Raw genomic sequence first — 13,394 nt, 5'->3', positions numbered from 1 at the left:
GGTGGGACCGGTCGATTGTCCTACCGCCGAATATGATCTGCCTGAGCAGGCTCAGGAACCCCCTGACATGCATCCAGATCGAGATGCGCGGCTCGCTGTCGAGCTCCCCAGCTAGATCCCCGGAGCGGCTTGCGTCGGCCGTGCGGCGATGCTGGCGGAACCTTGCTTTGCAACGATCGAAAGACGAGCGGGACATGGGAGCAACCGACGCTGACAATCGACATCGACAGATTGGAGCAACGCCGGCTCGCGTCTTTGATATCGATCAATCCGGATGGGGTTCTCGCCGAGAAGCAGACAAGCTGGTGGGGCCGGGTGCGCGCCGGGATCAGTCGACCCTTTCGTCCGCGAAGATGGTCCGCCCGCGCTCGCCTGCGAAATAGGCCTGGAGCCAGGCATCTTCATGGGCAAGCAAGTCGCTGAGCGTTCCGGTCGCGATGACCTTGCCATGCGCGATCGCAGCGATCCTGTCGCAGGTCGCGTGGAGGCTGCTGAGATCGTGGGTGATCATCATCACCGTCAGGTCCAGGCTGGCTTTGAGCGTCAGCAATAGCTCGTCGAAGGCGTCGGCGGCGATCGGGTCGAGACCGGATGTCGGCTCGTCGAGAAAAAGAATCTCCGGATCGAGGGCAAGCGCGCGCGCCAGAGCGGCCCGCTTGGTCATGCCGCCCGAGAGTTCCCACGGATATTTGCCTGCGGCATCGTGAGGAAGGCCGACCAGCTCGATCTTCAACATCGCCATTTCCGCCATCAGGCGCGGCGACATATGGAGGCCTTCCCGCATGGGAAACTGGATATTGTCGGCAACGGTGAGGGAGGAGAACAGGGCGCCGTGCTGGAACATGACGCCGAAGCGCTGCTCCATCGTCCGGCGTTCTCTGGCTGACAGCGTATCGACATCCTGGCCGAAGATTTCGATCACGCCGCCGCGCTTTGGCACGAGTCCGAGAATCGTCCGAGCCAGGACCGACTTGCCCGAGCCTGATGCACCGATCACGCCGAGGATCTCGCCGCGCGCGATCTCGATATCGAGGCGATCCAGGATGGTCTTATCGCCAAAACCGACCTCGAGTCCGCGCACGCTGACGACGATCTCGCGCTGCCGCTGTTCACCCTGGATGGTCAACGTCATATGCCCGTCAGCAGCTGCTCGATCTCCTGGATCGGGTGCTTGGTCAGATCCTTGTCGATCTCGGCGATGACGGTAGCCTGCACACCATTGCGCAAGTTCTCGCGGAGCGCAGCGAGCATCCGCGGTGGGGCCACCAGCACGACCCCGTGTGGACGGCTGCGATAGAGTGCTGCGAACGCGTCGACCGTCTCGCGTGCGAAGTCCAGCTCGGCCATCTCGTGCCAATCGGTCGGTTCGGCTGCACTGATGGGACCGAAGGCGTTCTGGATGCGCCCGGGACGGTCCGTTCCCTGCTTCGCGGTCGATGGGTTTGCGGGCGCTTGGGTCGCTCGTTCGAGCCGCAGGTTCGGAAAGGCCGCATCGCCTTCATTGCACAGGAACAGCGCCTTGCCGGCATCGCAGACGAGAACCCAGGCCTTGGGTGGAATGCGCAGTTCCATGGCGTCGATCTCCACAGCATGCGGCGGCGCCGCCCGTTGGGATGATTTCCGATCGATCGACGGCGTTCATTGATCGAGCGCAAAGCCCGGCCGAATGGTCGATGACCTCATGCAGCAGCGGGCGTTGCCATGGCTCGCGGGCATGGGGAGGGCTGCGACGCTTTAACTGAGAAGAAGCGCCGCACCCCGGCATACGCCTATCGTTTCATGGCGCGGCCAGGCCGTGACCGGATCGTGCTACGCGCTTGAGACCAGCGAGGCGCGCATCCTCGTCGATTGTGGCCTGTTCCAAGGCTCGAAGGCGGAAAAGGAGCTGAACTACAGGCCGTTCCCGTTCAACCCCGCATCGCTCGATGCAGTGCTGTTGATGCACGCCCATATCGATCACAGTGGGCTGCTGCCCAAGCTCGCAAAGGACGGTTTCGGCGGGCCGATCTTCGCGACATCGGCGACCATCGACCTCCGCTCGGTCATGCTGGCGAAACTCCTAGCTGACCCGTTCAGTTTATTGTTTTGTGATGGGGTGATCGCATCCGCGAAAATGCGCGCTGCCCCAAAGGTCAATAGGAATCGCTGCCGGCCGAGCGCCTAGTGGCAGTTCCGGCGGACGGGCCGGAGCGCCATCGCTTTGCGCGAGGATGCGTCAGCGTGCGGAGGTCATGTGATCCGGAATTGTCTCCTTCTGTCGCTTTTCGCGATTCTGACCACGGCATGCGTTCCGCGCGATGCTGCGGTGCAGAGTTCCAGCGGTCCAGGCTATATGCAGGAAAGCGTTCGGCGCCCGCCTCAACAAACCGACTTTTTCGGAAACAGCTTGCGGCATCAGGGCCCGTGACCCGCCTGGCGAAATGAAGCTGCGGCAGAAGATTCCCGGCCGACGCCTGAAGCTCAATATACTTGGTCGAAGGAGGCACGCATGAAGCTTTCGGTCATTCTGTTGGCGATATCGATCGGCTTGATCATGGGGACCGCCGGCGAGGTTCGCGCCGTGGTCTACTGCCAGTACGTCAACTACCCGGTCGGCTGCATTGCCGCTCCCGGCGTTGTCCTGCGCCCCCGACCGGTCGCCCGCGCCGCAGCCACTCCCGGCGTTGGCGCGCCGGGGGTCGGCGTTCGGCCGGGAACCCCGATGAACCGCGGTGGGCCGGTCAATCGCGCCGGGCGACGCTGAGATCACCGTCGCTCAGGGGCGCGATGTCGCCTCCTCGCCATTCCGCCGAGCCCCGGCCATCCAATTCGTCGGTGTGCCGGCTCAGTTGCCTTTCCCCACGGGGAATCCTGCGCGCCGTGCCCCGTCGACTAGTTTCTCGCGATCGCTGGCGGTAAAATTCCGCATTGCCAGCTCGGCCTCGAAATTGTCGAAGAAGCGCGGCCGCATCGTCAGAAACTGATCGACGCTTTCAGCGCGCTCCGTCTCCAGGCCGGCACGAGCGAAGATGAGCGCGGCGACAAAATGATAGATTGAAAACCTCGGCAGATCCGTCCTCTTGATCCATTCGACGGCCAGCTCGTCATTTCCCATCATATGATGCGCTTGGGCTATAAGCCCCGTATAGTAGCTCGCTTGACTGGGATTTCTGGCCAAGGCCTCTTCCATCATCGCCGCGCCACGCTTCCAATCGCCGGCCTGAGCAATCCGGCTGCCGAACTCGGCCAATATCTCGGTATCATTGGGATTGAGCGCCAGCGCTCTTGCGCCGATCTCGAGGGCAGCGTCCGGCAGCCGGCTGAAGAACAGCACTGTCATGAGCGCCTGGAGCGCCCGAGCGTTGGTGCGATCGAGCTCGACCGCGCGCTCCGCGGCCTGGCGCGCGCGATCTGTTCCAGACGGGGCGGGCCCGCGTCTATTGAGGTCGAAACGATCCTCGTCCAAGTACAAATACGCCAGCATGGCCCAGCCAGTCGAATAGGCGGGGTAATCGGTGACTGTCTTCTCCAGGCAATCACGTGTTGCGGAGTGCTCCTGGTGGTCGAGCACCTTGCGATAATGGTAGAAACGCAGAACGCACAGATAGGCCGCCCCATTCGCGACCGTATGCGCCAGAGAGTTCTGCGAGGCGGGCGCGAAGATCGCGCCATATGGCTGCGCGACCGCTGCCGCCACCTTCGCTGCAATGTCAGCCTCGATCTCGAAGCTTCCTGCCCCCTTCAGGCTTCGGTCATAGATCTGGCTCCAGACGACCCTCCAGCTTTGCCGGTCCATCAGCCTCGCCGACACGCGTAGCTGATCGCTTGCGACACGAACCCCACCTGTCAGCAGATACCGGGGGCCTGCCAGCAGATCGGTGACATTCGCTGTCTGGCCCGGGGCGCTCGGAAAGCTTGCGACGACCTTCAAATCCCTGAACCGGGCCAACTGGGTGAGCAACTCGTCGGAGATGCCGGAGGCGTAGAGCGATCCTGGAGGCCCGGACAGGTTCGCGAACGGAAGGACCTCGACCGTGATCTCCGGATCGAAAGGCCTTGTCGGCAAACCGATCCGCCCTCCAATCACCGCCAGGACGAGCAGCGCAATCGACAGGGCGACCGCCCATCGGCCGAGGCGCGGGCGTCGCGCCCAGGGCGCCTGGCTCAGCGGAACAGACATATCCAGAGGGGCGAGATCGGCCTCCAACGAAGGCTCGCGGCCGGTCCACTGCAAGGTGGGAATGTAGGTTCCCTTGGGGATATCGATCCGGATCGGATCGTTGCGGCCGGACAGCAGATAATATCGCTCTAATGCGCGGCGAAGACGCCCGGCTTCGATACGGACCACCGGATCGTTCATCGTGTCGAAGTTATCGCCGCGCCCGAAAACCTCCTTGGCGATCACATAGGCCTTAAGGCGATTGCCTCGCCCCGCCAGCGCTTCTTCGACGACAAAGCTCAGGAAACTCCGCAGCCGCCCCGTCGCCGCGAAATCTACGCTCCTCAGGATTCGTTCTACCTGTTCTCGAACCGCGTCGGCGTCTACGCCGTCATGGTCGTCGCGGTGCGCCCTGGAGCTCCTCATGATGTCGCACCCCCATGCGAGGCGAACAGTATTTCCGGCCCCAAATTTGGACAACCCGAATATCCCAATCAAAAAGCCAAGTATTTTAGCTAATTGGGATTAATATTAGGATTAGTCCGTCCCGGACGGGCGTATTCGGCAGGCGCCAGCGGACGACTATGAATAGCCGTCAACCTTCGGGCATTGATCGATGTCAAAGAGTCGAGCGAGGTCGCTGCGCCCGCGGATCCGTGATCACTTCGGTCAGATCGACATCAGGGCGACGAGCACGGGGCCCCAGGCCGTCAGCAGAATGTTGCCGATCGCGTAGGGCACCGTATAGCCGAGTGCCGGAATGCTGCTCTGCGCCTCGTCCTGAACTGCCCGCAATGCGGCGGTGATCGTGCCTGCCCCGGCGCAGGCGCCCAGGACGATGAGCGGATCCATCTTCAGCACGTAACGGCCGAACAGGATACCGATCGTGTGCGGCAGCAGCGCGGAGACCAGGCCTACCGCGACAAGACTGGGCCCGGTCGTGCTCAGCCCCGAGACGAAGCTCGGCCCGGCGCTCAAGCCGACGATGCCGATGAACATGCACAGGCCCAGCGTATCGAAGACCCAGATCGCCGGCTCGGGGATGCGACCAAACAATGGGTAGGCAGAACGCAACCAGCCGAAAATCAGTCCCATGAGCAGGGCGCCGCCGCTGGCCGTCAACGTCAGGGGCACGCCCCAGACAACGACCGACAACAGGCCAAACAGGCCGCCAAGGAAGATTCCGAGTCCGACAAAGACCATGTCCGTCGCCGTCGTGCGCCTATCGGGATAGCCGATCTCGGCCGCTGCGCGTTCCACCTCGGTCAAGGGACCGACGAGCGACATGACGTCGCCGCGGTTGACCTGCGTCGTTGCGGCGACCGGCATGGCGAGACCCGATCGTGTCAGCTTGGCCAGAAAGACGCCGCGTGCGAACTTGGCTTCGGCCAGCTCGGCTAGGGACTTTCCGTCGAAGTCGCGATTCGTCACAACGACGTCGAGCGTTTCGAGCGGTATGTCGAGCAGCTCGGGATCGCTAACCTCCGGTCCGATGACGTCCCCTCGCGCGGCGTGGACCTCGTATCGGGCGATAACCGCGATGACATCTCCTGCCTGGAGCTTGTGGGCGGACGCCGAGTCGAAGACCATGTTGCCGCTGCGTCCGCGCAAAGCGAAGACCCGCGACGCCTTCGGCAGAGCTTCCAGCTCCGCGAAGGTTTTGCCGACCAGCGCCGGGCTCGTCACCCGATAGGCCCGGACGTCGAACAGGCGCGCCGCCGAGATCACGCCCTCGACGTCGGCGACCGCTGCGACCGACTGGGACCGCGCCTCGGCTGCAACCGCCTTCAGGTCGACGCGCATCAGCTTCGGCCCGATTTTGGGTAGGAACCAGACGAGCGAGGCCGTTCCGACGAGATAAGTCACGGCATAGGCGATCGGAATATTGTTGACTAGCGTCGTCCGCTCGGATTGCGGAAGGTCGAGGCGCTGGATCGCCTCGCCGGCCGTACCGATCACGGTCGATTCCGAGAAGGCTCCGGCGAGCAGGCCGGCAGCGGTGCCGATGTCATAGTCGAGCAGCTTCGCGAAGCCGAGCGCCGTGAGCAGGCAGGTCACGCAAAGAACGACCGTCAGGGCCATTTGCGGGAAGGCGTCCCGCTTCAGGGCCCGGAAGAATTGCGGCCCCACCTTATAGCCCGTGGTGAAAAGGAACAGGTCGAAGAAGACCGTCTTGACCAGCGGCGGGACCTTGATGTCGAGCTGCCCGATCAAGACGCCGGCCAAGAGGCAACCGACGACGATGCCGAGGCTGAAGCTGCCGAACTTCAGCCTGCCGATCATGAACCCGACGGCGATGGTGAGGAAGATCGCAAGTTCCGGATTCTCACGCAGCGCGTTCGCGATATAGCTCATGGCCGCCTCGTCGAGACACGGGTGCCGTGGACCGGTGGAGGCCCGACCCACCAGATCTAGCGGCGGCTCTGCCGCCGTCACGCGTCGATGCTCCGACTATTCGCCGGGCGCCGGTGCTGGCGTCCGCCTTGCAGCCTCGGCCAGCGCGAGCTTGTAAGCTTCGAACGCCTGACGATATCCGCGCGCGACCGCGCGTGTCGCCCGGCCGATCTGGCCGTAGACCTCGTCGTCGAGGTTGGCGAAGGAGACGCGGACCGACCAGTCCGGCGCGTGGAAGCCGCCACCGTTGAGCAGGACGATGCCGTGGTCCTCCGCCAGGCGGAAGACGATGTCGAGCGGATGGATATTCTTCTTCATATAGGCGACGACTTCCGGGCCGACATATTTGTTGGCCCAGAATTCGAAATCGACGAGCCCGTAATAGCGGTCGTGCAGGACGTTCTCCGGTACCTCGATGCCGAGCCCTTCGATCATCTTCTGCGCCCGGTTGTTGACGATCTCCATGCAGGTCTTCTGGTAGAGCTTGGCCTCGTCCATCAGTTCTGACAGCGAGAACAGCGTCATCATCACCTGCTGCGGCAAGGAGAGGCCGGCGGTGTGGTTGAGCGCGATGTCGCGGCTGTCGGCCACGATGCGATCGATCAGCTTCATCTCGCGCGGCTTGAGCGTCAGCGGCCCATAGCGCTTGTCGAGTATTGCCAGCGTTTTCTCCGGGTGGTTGGCGATGACTTTGTCGAAGATGTTTTCGCGATGGACAGCGATGACGCCGAGCCGCCAGCCGGTGCAGCCGAAATACTTCGAGTATGAATAGACGCCGATGGTGTTGCGCGGCAGGGCACCGAGCAGGCTGCGGAAGCCCGGGACGAATGTGCCGTAGACGTCGTCGGTCAGGATCAGGAGATCGGGACGCTTGGTCTCGACCAGCTTGACGATCTTGGCGATGGTCTGTTCGCTGAGCGCGACCGCATAGGGATTGCCCGGATTCACCACGAAGAACGCCTTCACCTTCGGGTCCTCGAGCTTCTTCAGCTCCTCGTCGGTGAATTGGAAGCGGTTCTCCTGCGGTGCCGCGACCGAGATCACATCGAGGCCGTAATCCTCAAGATGGGGCATTTCGAGATAGGGGGTGAAGATCGGCGTCGCCAGCGCGATGGTGTCGCCGGCGTTGAGCAGGCGATTGGCCTTCAGCGACTTGAAAAGATAGCACATCGCCGCTGTGCCACCCTCGACGGCGTAGAGATCGAACTGGCCGGAGGGGCGCGGCTCGCCGCACATCGCCCACATCAGGTATTCGTGCACGACGCGCTCGTTGTGGACGAGCATCCGGTCCGGCACCGGATAGTTGTCGCCGATGATCGAGTCGACCAGCTCATGCACGAAGGCGTCGGGCTTGAAGTCGAACTTCTTGACCGCGAAGGCGACCATGTCCTTGAGGAAGCCGGCGCCCGGCGTGCCGCTGTGGTCCGCGAGCCAATCGTCGAGCCGCGCGGCGATGCCGTCGGCCTTCGGCATGCCGCCAATCCCGGCCGGCTTGCTCATTACCCGCCGGCTCTCGGTGATCGCGAACTGGCCAAGCAGAAAGAAGCCTTCGCGCGGCGTCGTCGCGACCCAGTTCGGGTTCCCGCGCCCGGCATTGAGCATCGCGATCGACGAGTTCTGAGCAGTCAATTTGGCGAGTCGGATCAACTCGTCCTTGATCTCGAAAGGGCTGAGCTTCTCGAAGCTGCGCAGAGTGACAGGATCCATGACATTTCTCCGAAATTTGCGTTGTTTCAAGGAGTTATGACGTGGTCGGCTAGGTCATGAGCATGATGATAACCATGCCCCAGATCGTGAGCAGCGTGTTTCCGACGGCATAGGTCACAGTGTAGCCGAGGGCCGGAACCTGGCTCTTGGCGGTCTCGCAGACCATGCCGAGCGCAGCCGTCGTGGTGCGGGCGCCGGCGCAGGCGCCGAGCAGGATCGCCGGGTCGAAGCGGAAGATGTACTTGCCGGCGAACATGGCCAGGATCAGCGGGATCGTCGTGGCGAGCGCACCCCAGAGGAAGAGGCCGACGCCCTGGGTCTGGAGGCCCTTGACGAAGCCTGGACCGGCCGAGATGCCGACGACCGCGATGAACATGTTGAGGCCGACCGAATTCATGAACCAGACGGTCGAGCTCGGAATGCGGCCGAAGAACGGGCGCACCGAACGCAGCCAGCCGAAGACCAGGCCGGAGATCAGCGCACCCCCGGCCGTCGACAGCGTCAGCGGAACGCCTGCCACGTTGAAGACGATCGCACCGATCAGGGCGCCGAGCACGATGGCGCCGCCGATGAAAGCAACGTCCGCCACATCGCTCGGACGATCTGCATGCCCCAGGGCCTTGGAGACCGCAGCGATGTCCTGCGTGCGACCGACGACGGTGAGGATGTCGCCGCGGTGGATCACCGTTTCCGGCAGGATCGGGATGCTGACCGCGGTTGCGCCACGAACGATCTTGCGGAGAAAGACGCCGCGCGCCGTCGGCAAATGCGACAGCTCGGTCAGGGTCTTACCGTCGACATCCTTGCTAGTGACGTAGATGTCGATGCCCTCTGCCTTCAGATCGAGCAGCTCGGGATCCTCGACCTCGTCGGCGTTCTGGCCTATCAGGTTGACGAGGGTCTCGCGCGGCCCGGCCAGTGCGATGACGTCCCCTTCCTGCAGGATCGTGTCGGCGGTGGCATCTTCGACGACCCCGTTGCGGCGGATGCGCTCGACGAAGACGCGGGCGTCCGGCACCAGGGCCTCGGCTTCCGCAGCGCGCATGCCGGCGACCTTGGCGCCCTCCCGCAAGCGGAAGGCGCGCAGCTCGAAGCGACGCCAGGCGGAGCCCGGCCCACCGATCTCCTTGCCGCCGCCCAGCCTCGCTTCATAGTCCTTGCAGGCCTGGACGAGATCGATGCCAAGGAGCTTCGGCCCAAGTAGCGCCAGCACCATGGCAGAGCCGACCGTGCCGAAGATATAGGTCACCGCATAGGCGACCGGCATGGCGTCGAGATATTCCTTGGTCTGTTCGGGAGAGAGCCCCAGGCGGTTAATCGCATCGGTCGCCAGACCCATCGAGGCCGAGATCGTCTGCGTGCCGGCATAGAGGCCAGCGGCATAGCCTGGATGATAGCCCGCGAATTTTGCGATGATGACGGGGACCGCAAGGCAGAACACCGTCACGAGGACCGCGAACACAGCCTGAGGGGCACCATCCTTGGCGATGCCCCGGACGAATTGCGGCCCGACGCCGTAGCCGACCGCGAACAGGAACATCAGGAAGAAGGTCGACTTGACGTTCCCTGAGATCGTGATGCCGAGCTGACCGATGATCACCGCGGCGATGAGCGTCGATGTGACCGCGCCGAGGCTGAAGCCTTTATAGGCGAAGCCGCCGACGTAATAGCCGATGGCGAGTGACAGAAAGAGTGCAATCTCAGGGTAGCTGCGCAATGTGCTGACGAACCAGTCGAACATGACGATCCCTCACTTCAGTGTTCAGGGCCTACGCGCTGACTATGCCGCCTGCGATTTCTTTCGGCCGTTGCCGGTAACGCGGGTTTTCTTGCTAAGAAGCGCGTCCGACTTCAGCAGCTTGAGACCTTTTGCCTTCTCGTAGCCGTGGATCTCCTTCACATCGAGCTTGCGCATGAAGGTGATCGTTTCGTGTGTCACCACCTGTCCCGGCACCAGGATGGGGAAGCCGGGCGGATACGGGATCACGAAGTTCGCCGAGATCAGCGCCGGCCCCTTCTCGATCCGGCGGTTGCAGTCCGGGCTGTCGATGCGGAGATATTCGCACTGCTCCTCGGCATAAGCGGCGAAGAAGGCGCTTCGGATATCGCCTTCCGGGGTCGTCTCGCCGGCATCGGCGCGGAAGGCGTCGTGGAAATGACTGAAGTTCGGCAGATCGGGCACGTCGTTCATCAGGGCGTGAACGCGGGCGGCGAACGCGCTTTGCTCCGCTTCCCCGCCGCGCTGCAGCCGCGCCTCGATCTCGTTGCTGATCTTGAGCAGGACGCTGATCAGCAACGCGACATCGCTGCGCGTGTTGTTGATGTTCGACTGCAGCAGGACCGAGTTTCGCGAGGTCTTATTGACCTGGATGTTGTATTGGGCGGCGAGCAGCCCCTTGAAGCTCGTGCCGTCGAAGCCGGCCGTGCCGCAGACCAGGGTCATGCGGGTTGGATCGAGGCAGAACTCGTCCTCCCGCATGCTGCGCAGCTGATTGTCCCAGCGGGTGTCAGGCGCGAGGAAATCGATGAAGCCGCTGCTACGGTATTCCTTCGGCACCATCCCGTCGGCGCCGACGATTCGGAAATATTTCGAGATCAGCGGGTGGATCGCGACCTCGCGCCGGATGTCGAGCGCCACCTCGATCGCGTTCATGACCAGGCCGTAGCCCTCGAGCTCCATCTGGCGGCGGGCGACATCGAGGCTGGCGATGAGCTGCTGGTTCGGGCTGGTCGAGGCATGGGTGAACACCGCCTCGTGGAACTGCGCCTCGACCTTGTGGAAGTCGACATCCTTGACCAGGACCATCGAGCCCTGCCGGATCGCCGACATCGACTTATGGGTGGAGTTGGTCTGGTAGACACGCAGCCGCACCGCGCGCGGATCGGGCACCAGGCGGGTGTCCAGCAGCTTGTCGATCGACGGCTTGCTGCCGAGTTCCTTGCGCTGCCGTTCGTACTGGACGATCGAAGCGGGATCGCGGATCCAGGCCTCGATATCGGCGGCCGCTCCCATCGCGGTGCGTGGGCGCAGGAAGGGCGACCAGCGGGCGAAGCCAAACCAGGCCTCGTCCCAGAGGAAGATCAAATCCGGCTTGATGGCGAGGCATTCCTCCATCACGCGCCGGGTGTTGTAGATGTGGCCGTCGAAGGTGCAGTTGGTCAGGTCGACCATCTTGACCCGGTCAAGCCGGCCTTCCGCCTCGAGGTCGAGCAGAGCCTGCTTGATCGTGCGCAGCGGCACGGCGCCGTACATCGAGAATTCCACCATCGGGAACGCCTCGACGTAGAAGGGCTGGGCCCCGCTCAGCACCAGCCCGTAATGGTGCGATTTGTGACAGTTGCGGTCGAGGATGACGATGTCGCCGGGCGCGATCAGCGCCTGCAGCACCATCTTGTTCGAGGTGCTGGTACCGTTGGTGACGAAGAACACCTGCTCGGCGCCGAAGGCACGCGCCGCCATGTCCTGCGCCCGCTTGATGTTGCCAGTCGGCTCCAGAAGGCTGTCGAGGCCGCCGGTGGTGGCGCTGCTCTCGGCCAGGAAGAGGTTGATGCCGTAAAACTGCCCCATGTCGCGGATCCACGGCGAACGGAACACCGATTTGCCGCGCGCGATCGGAAGCGCGTGGAAAGTGCCGATCGGCCTTTGCGCATAGAGCTTGAGATTGTCGAAGAAGGGCGTCTCGAAGCGGGCCTTGATCCCTTCCTGCACCGAGAGGTGCAGCTCGAGCGGCTCCTCGATCTGATACATCACACGACGAATCATCGCCGCTCGCGGATCACCGGCGAGCTTCTCGACGCGCCGGTCCGAGAGCAGATAGATGTCTAGCTCCGGCCGGATCGCCTTCAGGCCCGCCGCCAGCCGCAGGGCCAGATCGGCTTCGTCGACCTTGTCGAGCAAGGGCTGCTGCGCCGCGAGCACGCTGCGCAGCACGGGCGCATCATGGGCCGAGCGCAGGGCAAAGCCTTCGTAGATCGCGACAGCCGCAATGTCGGGGTTCAACACGGCCGCGCAGATCGCGTCCTCGAGGCTGCCGACCAGAACCGCTTCGTAGATGAATGCGTCCTCGGACCGCCGCAGCCGACGGAACTCGGCAGCCATATGGGCCCAGCGTCCGGCAGGCGCCGGCGTCACTACAAGCATCTCGAAATAGGGGCGATGCGAAGGCGCGTCACCGAGCGCGGAGGGCAGCACGTCGATCGTCTCGGACAGCGAGAGATCCATTGCCTGCCATTCGTTGACGTCGTGCTTGTAGTTTCTAGTAACGATCGCGAGTGAAATCCGCTTGGCCAAGGCGAGGAAGCCGTTTGCGTCCTCGTTCTTCAGCCGCTCGCGCAATGCGCCGATCAGCTCGCCGCCGGGAAAGGCGTAGAACTCCTCGATCGCACCGAGTTCGTCCAGCGCGGCTGTCACGGCCTGCTTCGGTTGCGCGCCCTTCGCCCATGACCGCGCGATTGCATGCAGGTCGCGCCAGCGGTCGATGCGGCCCGACGGGGCGGAGAAGAAGTGATCGATGGCGCGCGCGTCCTGGAGGGTGGAGGCCATCTCGAGCCCTTTCCTTGACCGGCAGAATGTCGTGCCGCAGCCGCATTGCGTCGGAAGAGGTGTCTCAGAACCCGGCGGCCGCGCGCAGTTAAGTGTCCAGGAAACTCAACATAAGAACCGCCGGTGGCGTATTGTCCTTAGGTACAGGTTCTCGTCGCGCAGGATCGGCTAGTATTGGCTTCCAATCTCGATAAGCACGAAGCCGGCAGTAGAGCCCCGCGGGTCCACCGGATGTGATCGCCGCCGACGTCGTCGAGATAGCCGTGTTCCCGGGAGGTCAAGTCATGGTCAAAAGCATCTTTCTGGGATCAGCTTTTTTCCTTGGCCTGCATGTTTTCCACGTCGTAGTCGGATCAGATATAGCCTTCTCGTGCAATAGAACTGCCGGTTGCGCGATGGATAATATGCTAGAAAACTACGATATGATGCATAGCAATAAGATGAAAGATGCGATGACTGCGGGGAAAGAAAACATTGAAGCGTTCCGCCGACTGCAGGAAGCTGAGCGAAAACGCAGCGGGAGCTTGGGCACGGGCGCGGGCAAGCCGAAGCTTTGAGAAGAACAGACTTCACCCCGGACACTGCCATATCTAGGAAATTTCTTGGGATCTC

Annotated in this window: 9 protein-coding genes and 1 pseudogene; 3 read left to right on the top strand and 7 right to left on the bottom strand. The window is 63.0% G+C overall.

Going from position 1 to position 13,394, the window contains the following annotated elements:
• Positions 1 to 328 precede the first annotated feature (328 nt).
• Positions 329 to 1,132, bottom strand: a complete 804-nt coding sequence (locus tag BMZ69_RS02680) for an ABC transporter ATP-binding protein (RefSeq protein ID WP_092154496.1) — start codon at positions 1,130 to 1,132, stop codon at positions 329 to 331.
• Positions 1,129 to 1,572 (bottom strand): baeRF12 domain-containing protein, encoded by a 444-nt coding sequence (locus BMZ69_RS02675; RefSeq protein ID WP_092154660.1) that lies wholly within the window; start codon positions 1,570 to 1,572, stop codon positions 1,129 to 1,131. Before BMZ69_RS02675 ends, BMZ69_RS02680 begins: the two co-directional genes overlap by 4 nt.
• Positions 1,573 to 1,738: 166 nt before the next feature.
• Between BMZ69_RS02675 and BMZ69_RS02670 the strand changes: the two are divergent.
• Positions 1,739 to 2,050 (top strand): annotated as a pseudogene (locus tag BMZ69_RS02670) (MBL fold metallo-hydrolase); the annotation flags it as partial.
• Positions 2,051 to 2,488: 438 nt separating this feature from the next.
• Positions 2,489 to 2,743, top strand: a complete 255-nt coding sequence (locus tag BMZ69_RS02665; RefSeq protein ID WP_092154492.1) for a hypothetical protein — start codon at positions 2,489 to 2,491, stop codon at positions 2,741 to 2,743.
• Between the two features lie 81 nt (positions 2,744 to 2,824).
• Here BMZ69_RS02665 and BMZ69_RS02660 read toward each other — a convergent pair whose 3' ends face one another.
• The 5 genes from BMZ69_RS02660 to BMZ69_RS02640 form a co-directional block, all read right to left on the bottom strand.
• Positions 2,825 to 4,564, bottom strand: a complete 1,740-nt coding sequence (locus BMZ69_RS02660) for a hypothetical protein (RefSeq protein ID WP_092154490.1) — start codon at positions 4,562 to 4,564, stop codon at positions 2,825 to 2,827.
• 243 nt (positions 4,565 to 4,807) lie between these two features.
• Complete coding sequence (aspT, locus tag BMZ69_RS02655; protein WP_092154488.1) at positions 4,808 to 6,493, bottom strand: aspartate-alanine antiporter; 1,686 nt, start codon at positions 6,491 to 6,493, stop codon at positions 4,808 to 4,810.
• A gap of 96 nt (positions 6,494 to 6,589) precedes the next feature.
• The gene (locus BMZ69_RS02650; protein WP_092154486.1) at positions 6,590 to 8,239 is read right to left on the bottom strand and encodes a bifunctional aspartate transaminase/aspartate 4-decarboxylase; all 1,650 of its coding nucleotides are present in this window, start codon (positions 8,237 to 8,239) and stop codon (positions 6,590 to 6,592) included.
• Positions 8,240 to 8,288: 49 nt separating this feature from the next.
• Positions 8,289 to 9,980 (bottom strand): aspartate-alanine antiporter, encoded by a 1,692-nt coding sequence (aspT, locus tag BMZ69_RS02645; RefSeq protein WP_092154484.1) that lies wholly within the window; start codon positions 9,978 to 9,980, stop codon positions 8,289 to 8,291.
• A 39-nt stretch (positions 9,981 to 10,019) separates the two neighbouring features.
• Entirely contained in the window at positions 10,020 to 12,782 is a 2,763-nt protein-coding gene (locus BMZ69_RS02640) for an aminotransferase class I/II-fold pyridoxal phosphate-dependent enzyme (protein ID WP_092154482.1), read from the bottom strand.
• Positions 12,783 to 13,066: 284 nt separating this feature from the next.
• Here BMZ69_RS02640 and BMZ69_RS02635 point away from each other — a divergent pair, with 284 nt between their 5' ends.
• A complete protein-coding gene (locus BMZ69_RS02635) occupies positions 13,067 to 13,339 on the top strand; it encodes a hypothetical protein (protein ID WP_139218957.1) in 273 nt (90 codons plus the stop codon).
• Positions 13,340 to 13,394: the final 55 nt, after the last annotated feature.

Origin of the sequence: Allobosea sp. CRIB-10, from assembly GCF_900112185.1 — a bacterium.
GTDB lineage: Bacteria > Pseudomonadota > Alphaproteobacteria > Rhizobiales > Beijerinckiaceae > Allobosea.
This window is presented reverse-complemented; position numbering and strand designations above follow the sequence as displayed.